Origin of the sequence: Pectinatus haikarae, from assembly GCF_015732185.1 — a bacterium.
Lineage (GTDB): Bacteria > Bacillota > Negativicutes > Selenomonadales > Selenomonadaceae > Pectinatus > Pectinatus haikarae.
Window position 1 is genome coordinate 53704 of sequence record NZ_WIQM01000008.1, and the last position, 20298, is coordinate 74001.

Consider the following 20298-nt stretch of genomic DNA (forward strand, 5'->3'; position numbering starts at 1 on the left):
AATTTTTTAGTCTATCTTTATTTATTATATCATTCGCCTTATATTTTGAGAACGCTGCCCTCACCTTGTACCTTTGCCGTATTTTGTATATTTTATCTCGTTCATTGTAAATATTCGCATACTTATATATACTGTCTATATATAGGCAATCTATAATTTTTTAAGGATGGTGATAATATTGAATTTAGCAATAGCAGGTACTGGCGGTATTGTAGCAACATGTCTTGAAGCTTTGACATTTCTTGATTCAATAAATCTGACAGCTATATGTGCCCGTCCCAAAAGCGAGCCAAAAGCGCACAAATTGGCGGCAAAGTACAAAATTGCTCAGGTTTATACCGATTATAACAGCATGCTCCAAAACAATGATATCGATTTTATCTATATTGGCATAGTCAACAGTATGCATTTCGAATATGCAAAGCTCGCTCTTCTTGCCGGAAAAAACGTTATTTGTGAGAAACCGGTTGCCTCTCATATTGAGGAGTTCAATGAATTGATGGCAATTGCTGAGAAAAACCATCTGTTCTTTTTTGAAGCTATAACACTCCTTTATTCGCCAAACTACGATTTTATCCGCCGCCATCTGCCCTCCATCGGACGTTTACGCATGGTTCAATCCAACTATTTTCAATACTCCAGCCGCTATGACAATTTTTTACAGGGAATTGTCATGCCTGCCTTTGATCCTGCACTTTCAGGAGGCTGCCTGTATGATCTCAATGTTTACAATCTGCATTTTGTCATCGGTCTTCTCGGCAAACCGCTGAATATGAAATATTATGCCAATATCGCTGCCAATGGAATAGACACTTCCGGTGCCGCGATACTCACTTATGATGATACCATCGCTGTCTGCAGTGCCGCCAAGGATGCCGAAGGAATCAGCGGTGTTATTCTTGAGGGAGAAAAAGGTTATATCCATCTGAACAGCGAACCTAATATCTGTCGTAATGTGATCTTAAAGACCGCAGACAATATTGAAAATTTTGACGGCGAACAATATCCGAATCGCATGGTAGATGAATTTGCGGCTTTTGCCGATATTTATGAAAGAAATGATTTTTCCGCCTGTCTGAGACTGCTCAAACACAGTCAAACCGTAATGCATACGCTTACTGCACTGCGCGCTGATGCCGGCATAAAATTTGCATCGGACGGCAAATAGCACCGAACCGAAAATTATATACCATTATGAGGAAATAATGGTATAATTATAGACAGAAAAAGCTTGAAGCATATCGCTGCCGGTCAAAATTTATATTATTCTTTTGTTTTTGCTTAATATTATTAATGATATTATTAACTTGACTTATAGTTATTCTTGTTATAGAATAATCTTGATCTTTAAAGATTCAATTTACCATCAATATAGAAAATTTTATTTTCCCGTTTTTTCCCTTTTGAGGAAAGTTTCTAAACAACACATAGTATTGCTGTTTGTCCCGCAAAATTTATTCTGAAGATGAACTTCAGCTGATTAAGTTTTGTTTTTCACAAACTGTGGAACTACGTAAATAGGAGTGATATTTTTGTTTAAACGTATTTTGATTGCCAACCGCGGTGAAATTGCCGTCCGTATTATTCGCGCCTGCAAGGAAATGGGGATTCAGTCTGTTGCCGTCTATTCAGACGAGGATAAGGATTCCATGCATGTAAAGCTGGCCGATCTGGCCTATAACATTGGTCCTGCCGATGCTTCCCTATCCTACTTGAATTACAATGCATTAATGCAGGCGGCGCTTGATACAGAGGCTGATGCTATTCATCCCGGCTATGGTTTTTTATCGGAGGACGCTGATTTTGCCGAACGCGTCACTAAAGCGGGCATGACATGGATCGGTCCTCATTATACTACTATCCGCCAGGTAGGCGACAAAGATATCGCTCGTGCTGCCATGATTCCTTCCGGCATTCCTATGTCAAAAGGCAGTGATCCGCTTCTCGACGAAGAAGACGCTATCAACAAAGCCAGAGAGGTCGGTTATCCCATCATTTTAAAACCTGTTGCCGGCGGCGGCGGCAAAGGCATGATAGTCGCCAACAGTGAAGATGATCTGAAAAAAATATTGCATATAACCGATCTTCAGAATATAAAGTATTATTACGAGCACTATATAGAACATTCACGCCATATAGAAGTGCAGATCGTAGCCGATAATTACGGTACTGTCCTGCAGCTTGGCGAAAGAGAATGTTCGCTGCAGCGCCGTAATCAGAAGCTGCTGGAGGAGTCGCCTTCCGTGGCTCTTACGCCTGATATGAGAAAACGGGTGGGTGATCTTGCTATTAAGGCAGCCAAAAGTGTTCATTACAGCAATATCGGCACTGTTGAGTTTTTACTCAACCTGCGTGATAACGATTTTTATTTTATGGAAATCAATCCGCGTATACAGGTAGAACATGCTATAACGGAAGCGGTAACAGGCATTGACCTCGTTAAAACACAGATCCGTATAGCCGCGGATGAACCGCTTACCATAAGTCAGGAAGATATAAAGTTCACCGGTCATGCCATAGAATGCCGTATAAATGCCGAAGATCCCGACAATAATTTCCTTCCCTCCCCGGGAAAAGTTGATTTCTTCATTGAACCCGGCGGTCCCAGAGTACGTGTTGACAGCGGTGTCTGTGCCGGTCTGAGTATATCGCCCTTTTATGATTCGATGATCGCCAAAATCATAGTTCACGGCCATACCCGCGGTGATGCCATAAAAATTATGCAGCGTGCACTTGATGAATTTACTGTTGAAGGCATCAAAACTACCATCCCTCTTCATAAGAAAATTCTGCGGGATGATTATTTCCGCACCGGCAATATCGACACTAGTTTTATAAAAGATCATTTTTCCAGATACCATTATACAATGTCAGGCACTGCAGCTGCCACTATGAAGAATGCCGCCGTTTTGCCAAACGGTCAGGATCAGGAAGCCACAAAATGGTCACAGGAAAAAGTGGACGATGACATGCGCGTAGCCATACGCTCCGGTTTGTATTATATGTAACAAAAATCCCATGGTCATGAAGTGCCCCCGTAGGTTAGATTTTTTGATCTAACTTATGGGGCGGTTCATCAAACCATGGGATTTTTATGTCTCAAATAATTGAGAGATTTATCTTATATATATTTCAACGGCCGCAGGAATAGTTTTCACTTCAAGCGGCAGTTTCGGTCCCGGCTCTCCGTCAATATCACTTTGCACATCTTTGTCACAGTCGATTCTGAACGAAGATGCCTGAATATATTCTACGTTTTTGTTATTTATTATATCCTTGCCGGCGACAGTTTCCGCCGTAAATGCCACCAATTCCGGCAGGCTGCACTGCTTCAGCATTATCAGGTCAAGCTTGCCGTCATCGAGTTTCGCATTCACGGATACATTTTTCAGTCCTGCCACAACATTGCTGTTGACGATAAGAACAAAAAACGCACTCACTTTCTTTACGATCCCGTCTGCCTCCACAGTCATATCCAGAGATCTGAATTTAGGCAGTTCCCCGATGCCGCGCAAATAATAAGCCAATTTGCCGAATGTGCTTTTGAGCCGTCTGTCAACATCATGCGCCACTGAAGTCAGCATCCCCGCGCTGGCTACATTAATAAAATATTTATCGCCTATGCTGCCGATGTCAATAACTGTCGTTTTTCCGTCTATTATCGCATCTATATAACTGTCAAATTTACCCGCACAGCACGACAGGCACGATGCAAAGTCATTTGATGTACCGCTCGGTATAATTGCAATAGGAAGTTTTATACCGTTTTTCAGCATGATGTTCACTATTTCATTTAATGTTCCGTCACCGCCGGCAATGATGATCCCTGTAGGCATAACAGCCTTGACAAAACCGGAAAAGCCACGATTTTCCGGGCTGGTGCGGTACGGCACCAATATACAGTACCTTTCCTGAAACATTGCTATCAGATGGTCGAGCTTTTTCCTGAACATTGTATCTCCCGATACCGGATTATATGCAAGCACGAACTTTTTCATCTTCATTGCTCCTGAGAAATTTCTTTAAACACGCCGATCTTGCGAAGCGCCCTTATAGCAATTTTTCCTACAACGGGAATCACAGCCATATCTTCTTCCATCATGCCTTTCACTAATATGAGAATAACGATATATGCTGCCGCACCGACTGCCACTGAACCAAACGTGGCAACAGCATTGCTCCCATCAGACAACAAGATCACATAATAGGAAAAATACAAAACAAATGCCATGACCGCTGCCGCGATCATATTTTTCATTATCTGCTTCATTTCCATCTTATACCCAATATATCTGTGAAGGAAATACAGATTAATTACCGCCGCAATGCCTATGTCAGCCGCCGTTGCCCATGCGGCACCCATAATACCGAGAGACGGCTGCGCAGTAAGCACCCAGTTTAAAATCACTTTAGCAACGGCCGCAATGATCATATTTACCATCGGCACTGTAGGATGGCCAAGCCCCTGAAGCACAGCAGTCGTTATCTGATGAAGCCCCAAAAGAATTATTGAAAAGGCAGAAACCCACACAGCAGGACCTGCCCCGGGTGCATTGTATATAAGGCTGGCAATGGGTACTGCCAATACCAGCACAATAACAAATGCCGGAAAGCAGATAAAATTAGCGATGCGTATTGCCGCGGCCGTTTGGTTAAAGCAGCTGTCATGATCTTTCAGCGTACGCGCCTTTGATATAGCCGGAACGATGCTGACGGCCAGAGCAGCCGTCAATATCGTAGCCAAATTCACAAGCGGCACAGCCATCCCCGTCAGATAACCGAAAAGCTCTGTCGCCTCGTTGACAGAATAGCCCGCCGCTTCAAGCCGCTGCGGCACTATCATCAGATCAAGATTGGCCACTATCGGCAGCATTATGCTGGTAGCCGATACAGGCAGTGACAGCTTAAAAATACGTTTCATGATATTAAAAACTGTTTCCTGCTTCTTATCAGGCAGCGGCGCTAAATGACCACCATACATCTTGTCTATGTCTTTATTTAGCTGCCAGTGAAAATAAACAAGGACCAGCAGTCCGGCAACAGCACCTGCCAATGCACCGAGACTGGCTCCGGCAGCAGCAAATTCCAAACCGTACGGCAGCAGCATCTGTGCAAACAAAATCATTGTTATAACCCGGAATATCTGTTCCACTATCTGGGATACCCCGGTTGGTGTCATTCTTTGCCAGCCCTGCAGATAACCGCGTGAGCTGGCCAGAATAGTGACAAAAAATATTGCCGGTGCCAATGCGACAACAGCATAATAAGCCCGCGGGTCACGTATAAACTGCCAATCAATAAGCCATTGCGCCCCAAAATAAGTAAGCAGGCTGCACAGGATGCCAGTAAAGAACATAAAAGTCATTGATATATGAAAAATTCGTTTTGCTCCCCATATATCTTTCAACGCAATATGTTCCGCAGTTATTATCGATATCGCAATAGGGACTCCGGCAGTAGAAATATTAAATGCAAGGAAATATATGGGAAACGCCATCTGATAAAGACCGATCCCCTCACCGCCCAAAACGCGTGAAACAAATATCCAGTTCAGTGACCCTATGACCTTAACAACGATACCGGCTACTGTCAATATAAGCGTGCCTTTAAGAAAGGACGTATTCCTATCGGCGTTTTTTTCAGTAGTAGTTTGAGTATTTATAATCAGCACCTGCTTCATTTTAAACAAAACTTTTATTTTCTTTTTTAGTGAAATTATATATAATATATTAAACAGCGAAGACATCCATTATCGAATGCCCCAGCTCGGCTTCAAGGCATTTTTCAGATAAATGGCATCCTTTCCGTCAGTATATGTATTTTTATCTGTCAGCTTAAAAAATTATAGCATTTATCTTGAAACTGCGCCAGCATAATTTCCAGTTTCAACATTAAAACGACATTATCTTTATAGTTTAAAAATAATAATCCGAAGGGTTCATAATGAGAAAGAATATTATCAGTTTCAATACAAAAATCGGTAAAAGCAAGCCGGAGACAATTATTGATAAGGATGCACAGTGCCCTTTCTGCGAATATGATCATCTCGAGCATATAATTGATACCTGCGGAGAAATGACTCTGCTGGAAAACAAATATAATGTACTGGAAAATTCCTTCCAGACTGTTCTTCTTGAAACACGTTACTGCGGAAGTGATATGCCGGATTACAGCGATGAGCATATGCGCATGCTTATTCGTTTTGGTATCAGGCATTGGTTCTCCATGCTCGATTCCGGCAAATACAAGTCTGTCCTATTCTTCAAAAATTACGGGCCTCTTTCAGGCGGTACGATGCGACACCCCCATATGCAAATAATTGGTTTGAAAAATGTGGATAATTCCCTGTTGTGTGAAGAAAGTGATTTTCTTGGCACGCAGATCGCTAAAAAAGGCTCTGTCGAACTCAATATATCTACGTTCCCGCGGCTCGGTTTTTGTGAGCTCAATGTTCTGACCGAAAATAATGATGAAACAGATACTATAGCCGACTTCATAAAAATATCCGTTGACTATATAATGAATCATTTTAATAAACGCTGCAAAAGCTATAATATCTTTTTTTACCGTACGGAAGGGCTGATAAAGGTAAAAATAATGCCCCGCTTTCCTACATCACCTCTATTTATCGGTTACAGCCTGCGTCTCAGACCAAATAATCTTAATATAATAGTCAATGAAATGCGGAAATTGTATTTTTCGCATATTTAAAGAACATCTTGCAGTACGGGAGTCAATTTTGGTTCTCGTTATTTTTTTCGAATATTTAACTGTATATTCGAAATATTTAAAAAGGAGTCTTTTTTATGCCAATGTTTAAAAAACAATTTCTCGTCCTGCTGCTTATAGGTGCTGCCGCCGTAAGTGCTGTCATCTATGGCAGTTATTTCCGGCAGAGTATTGATCTGGAAGCTGTACAGCCAGCCGAACCCGCCGCCGGCGATAAACCGGCAGCGGCTCAGCAAGGGAAAATCGTCATTTATGTTACAGGCGCCGTAAATAATCCCGGAGTGATCGAGCTGCCTGACGATGCCCGTGTAATTGATGCAATAAACAAATGCGGCGGCATGAATGAAGCGGCTGATCCGGAAAATATAAATCTGTCCATGAAAATAGCAGACGGCACGCAGATAAAAGTGCCGGCGAAGAATAGTTCTGTTTTAGCGCCTGCGCCTGCACCTGCCGGCAGCGATTCCCAGTCAGGAAAAATCAATATTAATTATGCAGATGAAAGTACTCTGGATAAGTTACCGGGAGTGGGGCCGTCCATGGCTAAACGCATCGCCGAATACCGCCAGTCCGAAGGATTATTCCAATCGCTTGACGATCTGAAAAAAGTGCGCGGCATCGGCGAAGCTAAATTCAATGCCTTAAAAGACAAAATAACGCTATGAGATACGGTCAGCATCCTCTTTATATGCTCAACCTGCTTCTACTGTGTCTGTCCGCGGGTATCTTGCTGGACGATGCACTGCGTTTTCCTCCGCTGCCGTTTATTATAGCCGCCGTTCTGCTTTTGCCGTCAATCCTCTATGCCGCTTTCCAAAAGTCTAAGTATACTTTTTTGCTTTTGGGACTGCTGTTCCTGTCCGTAGGATACTGCCGCTATTCTTTCTTCACTGCCGTACCGCCGGACAATATCATTCATTCGGCTGGTCAGACTAAAAGTGTTACCGGTATTCTCCAGGATCAGCCTGTAATCCTGAAAAACAGTGACGGATTGACACATATACGTTACGAGCTTTCCGCCTTATCGGCAAAAGGAATGCCTGTCAGCGGAGGCTATTATCTTTATACCCGCCAGAAGAATCCCATCAATGCCCAGGCAGGCGACAAGATAACTGCTTCCGGCAAGATACACAAGATCAGCTCATATAAAAATCCCGGACGCATAAATAATACTCTGCAGGCGAACCTCAATGGTATATACGCATATGTAGCCGCGGGAAAAAATCCCGTCTCAGTGGAACCGCAGCCGGATTCCATGCGCCTGCTCAAAAAAATAGGGCAATTGCGCTTTTCAATAAAAGCCGCAATGGAACAGGTAATGCCCGCAGCGGATGCCGCTGCTGTTTTTGCCATGCTTTTCGGCGGATACAACGGTATTGATCCGGATCTGCTCGACGCTTTTACGGTAACCGGAATAGTTCATATATTATCCGTCTCGGGCTCGCATATCACGCTTCTTGCCGGTACTATCATTTCCATAGGCCGGTTTTTCCGCCTGCGCCGCAAGTATACCGTTCTTCTTTTAATGATATGCATAGGCAGTTATGCTGTGTTTTGCGGCTTGGTCCCGCCGGTCATCCGTGCGGCAGCAATGGGTATCCTTTCCTATATGGCATTTGCTCTGGGCAGAGAAAGCCAGTCACGTTACCTGCTTTCCCTCATCGGTATTTTCATGCTCATCATATCACCTGGGCTGCTCCTTAATATCAGTTTCCAACTATCCTTTGCCGCCACGGCCGGTTTATTATATACATCCTCCTTCTTTCAAAAAAGGCTGGCCTTTCTGCCCCGTTTTTTTGCGGTTTCTCTTTCCATAACCTTGGGCGCACAGTTTTTTTGTCTGCCGTTTTTGTCATGGTATTTTCACAGCATTTCCTTGAGCTCATTAATCGCTAATATATTTGCTGTTCCTCTTGTAGACATGATCATCGTGGCCGCTTTGTCAGCAGTTTTCCTCAATCTGCTGCTTCCCTTCTTTGCCTCTATTATCTTTGTTCTGTGCAGCCTGCTTTTAGGTCTCGTTCATGAAATAACACGCCTTTTGGCCCAATTGCCCGGCAGTATGCTTTATCTTCCCTACCTTACTATCTCCGGCAGTATCTTCTATTATATCTGCTGGTTTATCATCTTAAATGACCGATTGTACAAATTATGCAGAGAATACTTCATACGGCACCATACTGTTTATACTGTATTTTTGTGCCTTTTTTTAACAGCGCTGCTTTATAATAATTTCAGGGAACACGATTTATCAGTTCATTTTATTGATGTTGGGCAAGGAGATGCCGCCTTGATCATCACCCCGCATGGCAGGGCGGTGATGATCGACACCGGCGGTATCCGTGACAGTGATTACGATGTAGGTAAAAATGTTGACGTGCCTTATCTCTATCACTATGGCATAACCCGTCTTGATGGTATATTTTTAAGCCATGCACATGCCGACCATGCAGGCGGACTGTACGGAATTACCAAACAGATGCCCGTTTCCAAAATATTTATCGGGCATGAGAAAAACAGCGAATATGCCAGTGTATGGCATATTTCTCCTCAAAGCGATATAATGAATAAAACAGTCGTAATGAATGAAAACCAGACCTTCACTCTGGATGGCGTGAAGTTCATTGTTTTGTATGCACCTCCTGCCGCCAATACCGACGATACCAATGAAACTTCTGTCATCATAAAAGTTCTATATAAAAATTTCAACGTATTATTTACCGGTGATCTGCCCGCCCAAAGAGAAACCGAACTATTAAAAAAAGCGGGCAGAGATATCAATTGTACCGTACTCAAAGTAGCTCACCACGGCTCAAAGACATCTTCTTCCGAGGAATTTCTGGCAGCAGCACGGCCACGCTGGGCAGTGATCTCGGTAGGTGCTGAAAACAGCTATGGTCATCCGGACAAGAACGTGCTCGACCGGCTCAGCAATGTAAAGGCCTCAGTATTCAGAACCGATCAAAACGGTGCTGTCGTCTTTTACACTGACGGTACAAAATGCACAATAGAGCCATACATCGAATAGGGGGAATATTTTTCTTGCAATACGGTGAAGCAATGATATCACTGCGAAAAAATGAATTAAAGAAACTCTATCTCATCGCCGGTGAAGAAAAATATCTCGCGGAAAAATTTTTAAATGCTTTAAAGGCAAAACTTTTACCGGAGGCTAAGCAGAATAATATAACAAAATTGGACGATACTGCTTCCGTGAACGACATAATTGAAGCTTGTTCGACTATGCCTTTTTTCTGCGATAAAAATATTATCCATGTACACAGCAGTCTTTTCCGGGAAAAAAAAGGAAAAACCGCGGAAAAACGCGAGCTGTTATTTATTGATCTGCTGGCAAATATACCTGAATTTACAGTTCTCATACTGGAAACAGATGAAAAACCGGATAAAAGACGCAAGCTGTATAAAACAATCGAAAAATACGGCCTGGTATTCGAAGCGGAACCTGTGAGAGCTTATAATATCGGTGAATGGCTTAAGACAAAATTCAAAGAGATAGGAAAAACACCGGATACGGAGGCGTATGAATATCTTTTGGCAACGATAAACGTCATGCAGAAAGTATCTCTGGGCTTTCTTGATAAAGAGCTTGACAAGCTGGCTCTATTCACTGAAAGACGGGATATAAGAAAACATGATCTCATCGATATATTATCCGGTCTTCCTGAAATCTCTGCCTTTGCTCTGGCCGAAGCAGCGGGCAGCAGAGATCTCAAAAAAGCCTTAGCTCTTTTAGATAAACAGCTAAGCAGCGGCGTTCCGCGCATCAGCATTCTTATCATTCTTATCCGCCACATCCATCAGCTCTGGAAAATAAATTTCTATCTGACGCAAGGCGCAGACAGCCGGATAATCGGGCAAAAACTTGGGCTGGTCCCCTTCATAGCTGAAAAACTTATCGTCCAGGCAAAACATTTTGAACTGCACACGCTGCGGGAGACGGTCTCCGCTCTCGCCGATGCCGATTATAAACTCAAAACAGGTCAGAATACTCCTGTCCTTTTTGAAGACATTTTGATACGGCTGTGCCGATAGCAGCACAGCACTGTATATTCTGACGGAGATAAATCCATATCCGGACCAGTCTCTATTTATATATTTTCTCATTATATACTTTGTAGTATAATTTATGGTATATAAAGTTCTGCATATGTTCAGTTATTTTTAGCAAACTTCAGAGGAGCAATAGATTTTGGACATTACCCTAGATACAATAGAAGATAAAATACACAGCGGCCAACGCCTTTCAAAGGAAGACGGACTGGCTCTTTATTCATCAAACGACCTTGCCAGAATAGGACAGCTGGCAGATTCCGTAAGGAAAAAAATAAGCGGTGATTATGTATATTATAATGTAAATCTGCACGTAAATCTTACTAATATATGCATTGGTCAGTGCAAGTTCTGCGCATTCGGCTGTAAAAGCAGCAGTGATAAAGCTTATGAGCTCACAAAACAATCTGTTCTCAGCAGGATAGCAAAAGCCGCCGAAGATCCTGATATGAAAAATCTGCATATCGTAAGCGGGCTGCACCCCGACTGGCCTTATGAATACTATCTTGATATTATAAAAACCATTAAGGCAAATTTCCCCTTGCTTCATTTGAAGGGGTTTACCGGTGTCGAAATAATGCATTTTGTAAAGATAAGCGGAAAATCAATAGAAACCGTTCTGCGGGAGCTGATCGCCGCCGGACTTGAGGCCATGCCCGGCGGTGGTGCGGAAATACTTGATGACAGCATCCGCCAGATACTCTGCCCCAACAAAGCTACCAGCACCGAATGGCTTGAGGTCGCCCGTACTGCCCACAGACTCGGTATAACCACAAATGCCAGCATGCTGTATGGTCATATAGAAACCAAGGAGCAGAGAATAAATCATCTTCTGACACTTCGTGCTCTGCAAGACGAAACAGGCGGTCTCCAGACCTTTATCTGCTTTCCCTTTCAGCCCAAGAACACAGCGCTGGAGGATTCCATCACTCGGACAAGTGTATGGGATGACCTGAAAACAATGGCTATAAGCCGACTGATGCTGGATAATATCCACAATATCAAAGCCTACTGGGTCATGCTGACCCTGCCTGTCGCTATGCTGGCTCTGGGCTTCGGTGCCAATGATATAGACGGCACTGTCGGCGGTGAAAAAATAATGCACGCAGCCGGTGTCAGTTCGCAAAAAGCTCTTTCCAAAAACATTCTTATTGATGCGATAAGAGAAGCCGGCAGAATACCGGCAGAATGCGACTGTAACTCCAAAATCATTCGGACATTTTAAGATAAACGAGGTTTTATTATGGATGAACTAACTAGAGCCCGCCAAAAAGCCTGCGCCGGTTCACGCTTATCATTTGATGAGGCACTGCTTCTTTACCGGAAAGCGTCTCTTCTTGAGCTTGGCCAATGGGCAAGAGCCGCAAAGGAACGGCACAGCGGTAAAAATGTCTATTACAACATCAACCGCCACATAAATCTGAGCAACACCTGCACAGCCTTGTGTCCGCTCTGTGCTTTTTCCGCAAAGCAAGGCGACACCCGCGGCTATATCCTTTCTCCTGAAAAAGTCGCAGAAATGATCAGCAGAGCCATGCAGGAAACCCCCGGTCTCACCGAGATACATATAGTAAGCTCCCTGTGCCCTGATACGAACTTCTCCTATTATACAGATATTCTGCATACCGTCAGAAAGCTATTGCCGCATGTCCATATTCAAGCATTTACGCCTGCGGAGATAATTTATTTCACAAAAATAAGCGGTCTTTCTATCAAAGAAGTATTGCAGCACCTGAAGGATGCAGGGTTATCCTCTCTTCCGGGCGGCGGTGCGGAAATCCTTGATGACAGTGTCAGACAGATCATATGTCCTGACAAAGCGTCTTCAGCTGAGTGGATAGAGACCATGAAAACAGCCCATTCCATGGGCATTCCCACTAACAGCTCAATTCTTTACGGCCACATCGAAACCACAGAGCAACGTTTGGCCCATTTATTCAAGCTGCGTGCCATACAGGATGAAACCGGCGGCTTTGGCGCTTTTGTCTCCTTTCCTTTTTATCCGCAGAATACCAAGCTTGCCGAATTATATACGATAAAACCTCTGACCGCTTGGGAAAATCTCAAATTTATTGCCCTGTCGCGTCTTGTTCTTGATAATATTGATCATATCAAGGCTTTCTGGATAATGCTCAGTGAAGAGATAGCCCAGCTTTCTCTGGCATTCGGTGCTGATGATCTCGACGGAACAGTGGGAGAAGAGAAAATAATCCATGCGGCAGGTGCCAAAAGCGGCAGTATCATGACAAGGAAAAAATTGAATGATATGATCGTCCAAGCCGGTTACATTCCGGCAGAACGCGATTCCTTATATAATATTATCAAACAGGCGGTTCCGAGCTGAATACCCTCTGTCTGCAACATTAATTACACACAGGAGAAATAAATGGAACGATTGACTGATGAAAGGGCTGTATCCCTTCTCCACAATGAAGATATACTGACACTCGGGCAGCAGGCGGATCAAGTCCGCCGGCAGATGCATCCCGGCAATACCGTAACCTTTATCATTGACCGAAACATAAATTACACCAATATATGCATAAATGAATGCAATTTTTGCGCCTTTTACCGTCGTCCTGGAGAAAAAGGCGCGTATTTGCTATCTATTGATGCCATTCTGCAAAAGGTGCGGGAAACCGTCGATGCCGGCGGTACACAGATAATGCTGCAAGGCGGCCTGCATCCCGACGCAGGCTTCGAATACTACATTGATATGCTGACTGCCATCAAAAAAAACTATGATATCACCATTCATTCGTTCACTGCCACAGAAATACTTCATTTCAGCAAAATCACCGGCTATTCTGTCACCGAAGTATTAAAACGCCTGCAGGCTGCCGGTCTGTCTTCGCTGCCCGGCGGCGGCGCGGAAATCCTCGCTGACAGAGTCAGGAAAATTGTCAGCCCAAAAAAAATCATGACGGATGAGTGGCTGAATATAATGCGCTGTGCCCATGGCATAGGCATGAAGACGACTGCTACTATGGTGCTCGGTCTCGGTGAAACCATAGATGAACGCGTTGAGCATATGCGTAAAATACGCACCCTGCAAGATGAAACAGGCGGTTTTCGTGCTTTTATCATATGGACTTTTCAGCCCGGTCACACGAAGCTCGGCGGAGAAAAACTATCCTCCTGGGAATACTTGAAAACCTTGGCTACGGCACGCCTTTATTTTGATAATATAAGCCATATGCAAGGTTCATGGGTCACTCAGGGTAAAAACATCGGTCAGCTGACTCTGACTTTCGGTGCCGATGATCTCGGCAGTGTCATGCTCGAAGAAAATGTCGTACGTGCTGCGGGGACGTCACATCATATGTCTGTGAATACCATGGCAGACATCATAAAAAAAACAGGCAGCATTCCCGCACAGCGTGATACTGCTTATAATATAATACGTTACTGCAAATAATTACATTTATATTTGATCGGAGGCAATATATTTGACTGAACAAAATATCCCAAAAGCAGAATTTGCCGTGATAGGCGGCTCCGGCACCTTATCCAGCAATTTCCCCGCCAACGCGGGCGACAGCGATGTAAAAGTTCTTGCTGATCATCTTATTTTTGAAACACCTTACGGTAAAACGACTGAGCTTCGTCTTTTCGAAGTTGCCGGTAAAAAAGTGCTGACCTGTAAAATGCATGGCTGGAGAAGCGGAGTCAGCCGCTCGGATGCTTCAAGACAGCTTTTTTGGACGTTCCGCGAAGCCGGTGTCAAAAGGATCATATCAGAAGGCGGTGTGGGGACTGTCAATAAACTGCTGGATACGCGCGACTTTCTCATACCGGATGATTACCTTGATCTTTCCGTGCGAAAAGATGTGGGCCTTGAAGGAAAATATTTATTGGTCATGCGTGATCCGCTTTGTCCCCAGATGCGCAAAGTACTTATCGAAACAACAAAAAAACTTTTTGAAGGCAGAGTTTTTACCCGTGGTATTTATGCAAACACAGACGGACGACATTTCGAAAGCCCCGCTGAAATAGCCATGATGAACGGTCATGCAGATATTGTAGGCCAGAGCATCTGCCCTGAAGTATACCTTGCGCGCGAAATAGGTGCCTGCTATGCCGGTCTTTACTATGTGGTAAATTACGGCGAAGGCATAAGGAAATCATGGTCCCATGAAGAATTGGAAGATATTTTTTATGATGATGCGCCGATGATAGGAAACATCATTCTGCATACAATTCGCACTCTTCCCTCCGACAAAAACTGCGAATGCCTTTCCTTGCGCAAAGAAACTTTGTTAAAAGGCATTTATGATGATTAGCACGATCTCGTCCGGAAGTGATATCCTGTTGTCCTGCCGCAAAATACCTCTGATTTTTCTATTGACAGCCATTTTCACTGCTCTTTTACCTGCGCTGTCATATGCTGCTAACGGAACAGCCGCAGTCCTGCCTTTCACGGATGACTCCGGCAAACGTCTCGGCACAGCGGCAGGTGATATATTTACTGCCCGGCTTACCGATGAAGCCGTCTTTACCCTTATCAGTAATCCCCAGCTATCCGCACTGACTCCCAAAAATAATTACGGCAGCTCTGGCGATCTGAAGACAGCGCTTGAAACAGGGCGCATGCTCAATGTTGATTATCTGATAATCGGGCATATAGATTCTGCCTCCATGGAAAAAAATTCTGTTATCTTTGCCAGCCAGTATGAAGCCACGGTCAGGCTGAATATAAGGATCATAAGCTGTTTCACAGGTGAAACTGTTTATTCATCCAATGCCGAAGGAACAGATCAAAATATCAAAATAAAAGGCTTCGGCGGCAAGGCCGATTATACAAATGCTCTGGAAGATGCTGCCGATAAAATAATGCGTCAATTAAATCGAAATTATCCGGTATATGCCAAAATAGCTGCTGTAAATGGTGAAGAACTCTATATTAATGCGGGCAGCCAATCCGGCATAAAATCCGGTGATATTTTTACAATATACGAAACGGGCGCGGCTGTCATTGACCCTGATACAGGTAAAATGCTCACATATCAGAAAAAGAAAATAGGCACATTAAAAATTATCCGCGTAGAGAGCCATGCTTCTGTCGGGCAGCTGCAGAATAAAGCCAGCCCGCAAATAGGTCAGACCGTTATCAAAGAGGGCTGATGCTTTATCGGTGCCTTATGCCTATTTGTCGTACAGGTATTTTTGTGCTATACTTATGAACGTTCTTGTTGACACTGTGATGAAACGTATTGATGCATGGAGGATTTTTAATGCCAAGCGAAAAACAATGCCGTGAATATACGATCAAGCTTATCCCCAGTGATGGTGGTACAGTGCGCAATATTCACCTGACATCCCGACTTTTCAAATACGCAATAGCTTCTCTTATAGCCGGGGGACTTTTACTTATAGCGGTATTCTGCTTTGCCGGCTACTCTTTTTTTGCCAACAAAGTCGATAAACAAACTATTGAAGATCTGCAGAACGCCAACACCATTCAGCAGGAAAAGCTGACTGAGCTGGCACAAAAGGCCACACAGCTGCAGAGTGATCTTGATAAACTCAACGCTACCGAAAAAGAATTGAAATCTATTTCCAATATCGATGTCCCGACTACTGACGATTCGTCAGCAAGCCAAAATGTCAATACCGACGGAGGACAGGGCGGACCTGTCATCGCGCCGGATGTTCAAAATCTTTCCGAAGTGCTGGCAAATTTGGAAAAACGTGTTGCCATTCATCAGGAAAATATGGAAAATCTGCGGCAGGCTCTTATTACGCAGCGCAAGCAGCAGGATCTTATGGCAGAAAAATCCATAACCACGCCAATGGGAATGCCTACCGGCGGTTCCATAAGCTCACCATACGGATTCAGATGGAACGGTACGGATTTTCATCCTGGTATCGATATCGCCAATGATTACGGCGCTCCTATCAGAGCCACAGCAGACGGTGTAATCACCACTGCCGGTTGGAACTCAGGCGGTTATGGCAATATGGTCGATATAGATCACGGCAACGGTATAATCACCCGCTATGGCCATGCATCCAGTGTAGTCGTGTCAGTCGGCCAGCATGTCAAGCGCGGACAAATAATTGCTTATGTCGGCAGCACCGGGTTCAGCACGGGGCCGCATGTACACTACGAGGTGCGTGTAAACAACAGACCGGTCGATCCATCCAGTTATCTTTAAAATACAGACCGCACCAAAAAATTAAAAATATTGCAATGATCAAATTCATTGTTTAAACGGTATTCAGCCACGGATTTTATAATAATCTGTGGTCTTTTTTTATTTCTTTACAAGTATTTTGTATACTGCAATACAATACAATACATATTTTAAATAAATATTAAGAGTAAATCTTATAAACCATTATTATAATTACAATTATACATTACGTGCATTTTATCACATTTTATTAAAAATATGTATAAAAATTCTTTTTATGTATTTTATACATATTTATATGGAATAAAGATTGTATTTCATTCTCTTTTTGCCTAAAGAATACAATATTTTAGTATAAAACAAGAATTTTTTTATTGACAGTATAAGAATACATTAATATAATTATATATGCGTCTATTTCCTATCTGCTAGTCGTTCTATATAATTATATTGTTATAGATGTTTGTTGAGAGTGGAATCATACCTTATTATTTTTGAGAGACTAATCAGCATTGTTGCTGATGCATCATATATTGGTGAATGACCAATATATGATTTTTTAGTCTATAAAATTAATCCGTTTTATTTTGAAATTTTCTTATTGTGTATTATTTTGGGGGCGAACAATAATGTGTAGAATTGGTTCAATAAAAAGCAAAGTGGCTTTCAGTCCATCAAAGGCTTTATATCTTATGCTGCCGCAGCAGGAAGGCCATGATAACTCAGGTTTTGCTATGGTCATGCAGGATCTGTATGGCATTTTCACGCCATATAAGGATAAGCCGCTTTTATCGCTCGCCTGTACACAGCGTGGTGCGCAAATGGTCGAAGACTTTATGGACAGCCATAATTTTGAACAGGTAGCCGAATGGATCCCTGTTCCCAATGATCAGCCGGGACTTGACATAAAAGCCATGCCATATTACATCTTCCGCAACTATGATTATCCCGAATATTATCGTGATAAAACCATGGCTGAAAAAGAAAAGCTTCTGCTTGATATACGGCTCAAGCTTCGCGAAATATTGGAAACGGCTGGTGAAGGCTATGTTTACTCCTTCTGGCCTGATGTCTTAACACTGAAAGAAATAGGCGACCCGCGCGACATTGCCACATACTTTCGCCTTTGGGACGATAATGGCTGCCTGATGGCCAAAAGTGTCGTTGTCCAGTGCCGCCAAAACACCAATTATGATATTGTGCGTTATGCCGCTCACCCGTTTTTCCTGCAGGGATACACTCTTTGTGCAAACGGAGAAAATACCTTTTATACCAAAAACAAAGAATTCCAGAAATCTCTGCATAAGGGTTATGTCGGTTTCGAATCAGATTCGCAAAATTTTCTCTATACGCTGCATTATGTGCTGCATGAATTAAAATGGCCTATAAAATACTATAAGCATGTTATAACACCGCTGCCTTTCGCCGAAATAGACCAGCGTGAAGACAAAGATGTATTAAAAGCAATCAGACAGTCTCTTGCCAATCTGGAAATAAACGGTCCCAACACAATCATTGCCAATCTTCCCGACGGACGCATGCTGACCTGCTGTGACTCTAAAAAACTCCGCCCGGTAGTGGTCGGACAGACGGAAGATACAGTAGCTATCGCTTCCGAAGTATGCGGGCTTAATGAAATAATGCCTGATCGTGACATGACAAAAGATATTTATCCTAACGAACGAGAAGTTGTCGTTATCGACAATGAGCTGGAGGTACAAAGATGGAAGCAGTAAAATCACAAGACATCAGCAAAGCTGATCTCAAATGGAATATAGAGCACATCATGGAACGCTGTACAATGTGCGGCAGCTGCATTTCGACCTGTACTCTCGGTGCTATCAAAGCCGATGTCATTCGTGTTGACAAAACATATTCGGATGATATGAAACCCAGCCCGCGCCGCACACACAGAACTATTCCCATTATCAAACAAGTGAGCACTATTGGCAATGCCTGCGTCGGCTGCGGCATGTGCGCCAAAGTCTGCCCGAACAATGCGATCCGGCCTGTCAGAAACAGTGACAGCAGACAGACCCTCTTATCGCGTGATGCCGGCCCTGTAAAACGTGGCGGCAGAACCAACCTGAATGCACAGCGCACTCTAGACCACATAATAGTGGGCCGTATCAGCCAGATGACAGACCCTTCACTTGATTCGATCAGACATACATTTGATATACGGTCTCCTTTCGGGCGTGTTCTGCCGGCCAGCGATCTTCCCTTCAGCCTGCAGGATGGCAAGCTGGTCATGGCGCATAAAGCACCTCCGGTCCGCTCCATCTATCCGCTCATCTTTTCCGATATGTCTATAGGAGCTTTATCCACTCGCGCTTGGGAAGCAGTGGCTATGGCAGTGGCATATTTAAACGAAAAATGCGATCTTCCCGTACGCATGAGCTCCGGTGAAGGCGGCATGCCTATCAAGCTGCTCGAATCTGAACAGCTGAAATACATGATTTTGCAAATTGCTTCCGGTCATTTCGGCTGGAACAGGATAGTTAAGGCTATGCCCCGCATGAAAACCGATCCTGCCGGTGTTTTAATAAAAATCGGGCAGGGTGCTAAACCAGGCGACGGCGGTCTTCTCCAGGCTGCCAAAGTAGCCGAACACGTACAGGCAATCCGCGGCGTCCCGAAAGCCACACTTTCCTCACCGCCTAATCATCAGGGACTGTATTCTATAGAGGAATCTGTGCAAAAGATGCATTTATCGCTCAACGCGGCGTTCGGATTCAGAGTCCCCGTCGCCATAAAATGTGCGGCATCAGCAACTTCCGTGTCAGTCTATAATAATTTGCTGCGTGATCCGTATAAAATCTGCGGCGGTTTCTTTATAGACGGCATACAAGGCGGCACCGGTGCCGCAAATGAAATATCACTTGATCATACAGGTCATCCCATAGTATCTAAAATCCGTGACTGCTATCTGGCCGCTGTAAAGCAGGGTCTGCAAGGGCAGATTCCCCTTTACGGCGGCGGCGGAATAGGCATGACAGGCAATGCCGCCGCTGACGCCTTTAAAATGATTTGTCTTGGCGCCAATGGTGTATTCGTCGGCAAAATGCTTATTCAGCTGCTCGGCTGCGTGGGCAACGAAGAGGGTCGCTGCAATGCCTGCAATACAGGCAAATGCCCGACCGGCATCTGCACACAGGACCCGCGTCTTGTCAAACGTCTTGATATAGACCGCGGTGCTCAGAAAATAGTAGACTATGTGCTTACCTTCGACAAAGAACTTCGCAAACTGATGGCACCTATAGGCAACAGCACTCTGCCGGTAGGCCGCAGTGATGCTTTAGTTTCCACAGACAAGTCTATAGCCGAACAGCTGGGAATTCAATATGTATGCTGAGAAAGG

16 protein-coding genes are annotated in these 20298 nt (G+C 43.9%); 14 read left to right on the forward strand and 2 right to left on the reverse strand.

The annotated features are described in order from the left end of the window. The first annotated feature begins 178 nt into the window (after window positions 1-178). Window positions 179-1168, forward strand: coding sequence for a Gfo/Idh/MocA family protein (locus tag I6758_RS04510; RefSeq protein WP_196604017.1), 990 nt, complete (start codon window positions 179-181; stop codon window positions 1166-1168). A gap of 364 nt (window positions 1169-1532) precedes the next feature. Next, on the forward strand, window positions 1533-3008 hold the full coding sequence (locus I6758_RS04515; protein ID WP_196604018.1) for an acetyl-CoA carboxylase biotin carboxylase subunit: 1476 nt from the start codon (window positions 1533-1535) through the stop codon (window positions 3006-3008). Between the two features lie 108 nt (window positions 3009-3116). On the opposite strand, the gene I6758_RS04520 is transcribed toward I6758_RS04515, so the two are convergent. Then, window positions 3117-3998, reverse strand: a complete 882-nt coding sequence (locus tag I6758_RS04520) for a YegS/Rv2252/BmrU family lipid kinase (protein WP_196604019.1) — start codon at window positions 3996-3998, stop codon at window positions 3117-3119. 2 nt (window positions 3999-4000) lie between these two features. Further along, window positions 4001-5680 (reverse strand): putative polysaccharide biosynthesis protein, encoded by a 1680-nt coding sequence (locus I6758_RS04525; RefSeq protein WP_196604465.1) that lies wholly within the window; start codon window positions 5678-5680, stop codon window positions 4001-4003. Between the two features lie 263 nt (window positions 5681-5943). Between I6758_RS04525 and I6758_RS04530 the strand changes: the two genes are divergently transcribed. From I6758_RS04530 to I6758_RS04585, 12 genes are all read left to right on the forward strand, one after another. Then, window positions 5944-6711 (forward strand): DUF4931 domain-containing protein, encoded by a 768-nt coding sequence (locus tag I6758_RS04530; protein ID WP_196604020.1) that lies wholly within the window; start codon window positions 5944-5946, stop codon window positions 6709-6711. 95 nt (window positions 6712-6806) lie between these two features. Further along, window positions 6807-7394: a helix-hairpin-helix domain-containing protein gene (locus tag I6758_RS04535; RefSeq protein WP_196604021.1), complete on the forward strand. Its 588-nt coding sequence runs from the start codon at window positions 6807-6809 to the stop codon at window positions 7392-7394. After that, a complete protein-coding gene (locus tag I6758_RS04540) occupies window positions 7391-9757 on the forward strand; it encodes a DNA internalization-related competence protein ComEC/Rec2 (RefSeq protein WP_196604022.1) in 2367 nt (788 codons plus the stop codon). The genes I6758_RS04535 and I6758_RS04540 overlap by 4 nt, the downstream gene beginning before the upstream one ends. Before the next feature lie 14 nt (window positions 9758-9771). Then, window positions 9772-10782, forward strand: a complete 1011-nt coding sequence (gene holA, locus I6758_RS04545) for a DNA polymerase III subunit delta (RefSeq protein ID WP_196604023.1) — start codon at window positions 9772-9774, stop codon at window positions 10780-10782. Window positions 10783-10939: 157 nt separating this feature from the next. After that, a complete protein-coding gene (gene mqnE / locus I6758_RS04550) occupies window positions 10940-12025 on the forward strand; it encodes an aminofutalosine synthase MqnE (RefSeq protein WP_196604024.1) in 1086 nt (361 codons plus the stop codon). A gap of 18 nt (window positions 12026-12043) precedes the next feature. Continuing rightward, entirely contained in the window at window positions 12044-13144 is a 1101-nt protein-coding gene (locus I6758_RS04555) for a radical SAM protein (protein ID WP_196604025.1), read from the forward strand. A 42-nt stretch (window positions 13145-13186) separates the two neighbouring features. After that, a complete protein-coding gene (mqnC, locus tag I6758_RS04560; protein ID WP_196604026.1) occupies window positions 13187-14218 on the forward strand; it encodes a cyclic dehypoxanthinyl futalosine synthase in 1032 nt (343 codons plus the stop codon). A 31-nt stretch (window positions 14219-14249) separates the two neighbouring features. Further along, entirely contained in the window at window positions 14250-15083 is an 834-nt protein-coding gene (locus I6758_RS04565) for a phosphorylase family protein (RefSeq protein WP_196604027.1), read from the forward strand. Continuing rightward, on the forward strand, window positions 15073-15924 hold the full coding sequence (locus tag I6758_RS04570) for a CsgG/HfaB family protein (protein WP_196604028.1): 852 nt from the start codon (window positions 15073-15075) through the stop codon (window positions 15922-15924). The genes I6758_RS04565 and I6758_RS04570 overlap by 11 nt, the downstream gene beginning before the upstream one ends. Window positions 15925-16034: 110 nt before the next feature. Continuing rightward, entirely contained in the window at window positions 16035-16958 is a 924-nt protein-coding gene (locus I6758_RS04575; RefSeq protein WP_196604029.1) for a M23 family metallopeptidase, read from the forward strand. A gap of 608 nt (window positions 16959-17566) precedes the next feature. Further along, entirely contained in the window at window positions 17567-18673 is a 1107-nt protein-coding gene (locus I6758_RS04580) for a class II glutamine amidotransferase domain-containing protein (protein WP_196604030.1), read from the forward strand. Next, window positions 18661-20292 carry a glutamate synthase-related protein gene (locus I6758_RS04585; protein WP_196604031.1) on the forward strand — a complete coding sequence of 544 codons (1632 nt, stop codon included), beginning with the start codon at window positions 18661-18663 and terminating at the stop codon, window positions 20290-20292. The genes I6758_RS04580 and I6758_RS04585 overlap by 13 nt, the downstream gene beginning before the upstream one ends. Window positions 20293-20298 lie beyond the last annotated feature (6 nt).

Bases quoted from the DNA above. Each gene is read 5' to 3' on its own strand.
- I6758_RS04520 (WP_196604019.1), bottom strand. From the start codon at position 3,998: ATGAAAAAGTTCGTGCTTGCATATAATCCGGTATCGGGAGATACAATG.
- I6758_RS04525 (WP_196604465.1), bottom strand. From the start codon at position 5,680: ATGAAGCAGGTGCTGATTATAAATACTCAAACTACTACTGAAAAAAAC.
- I6758_RS04530 (WP_196604020.1), top strand. From the start codon at position 5,944: ATGAGAAAGAATATTATCAGTTTCAATACAAAAATCGGTAAAAGCAAG.
- I6758_RS04535 (WP_196604021.1), top strand. From the start codon at position 6,807: ATGCCAATGTTTAAAAAACAATTTCTCGTCCTGCTGCTTATAGGTGCT.
- I6758_RS04540 (WP_196604022.1), top strand. From the start codon at position 7,391: ATGAGATACGGTCAGCATCCTCTTTATATGCTCAACCTGCTTCTACTG.
- I6758_RS04555 (WP_196604025.1), top strand. From the start codon at position 12,044: ATGGATGAACTAACTAGAGCCCGCCAAAAAGCCTGCGCCGGTTCACGC.
- mqnC (WP_196604026.1), top strand. From the start codon at position 13,187: ATGGAACGATTGACTGATGAAAGGGCTGTATCCCTTCTCCACAATGAA.
- I6758_RS04570 (WP_196604028.1), top strand. From the start codon at position 15,073: ATGATGATTAGCACGATCTCGTCCGGAAGTGATATCCTGTTGTCCTGC.
- I6758_RS04575 (WP_196604029.1), top strand. From the start codon at position 16,035: ATGCCAAGCGAAAAACAATGCCGTGAATATACGATCAAGCTTATCCCC.
- I6758_RS04580 (WP_196604030.1), top strand. From the start codon at position 17,567: ATGTGTAGAATTGGTTCAATAAAAAGCAAAGTGGCTTTCAGTCCATCA.
- I6758_RS04585 (WP_196604031.1), top strand. From the start codon at position 18,661: ATGGAAGCAGTAAAATCACAAGACATCAGCAAAGCTGATCTCAAATGG.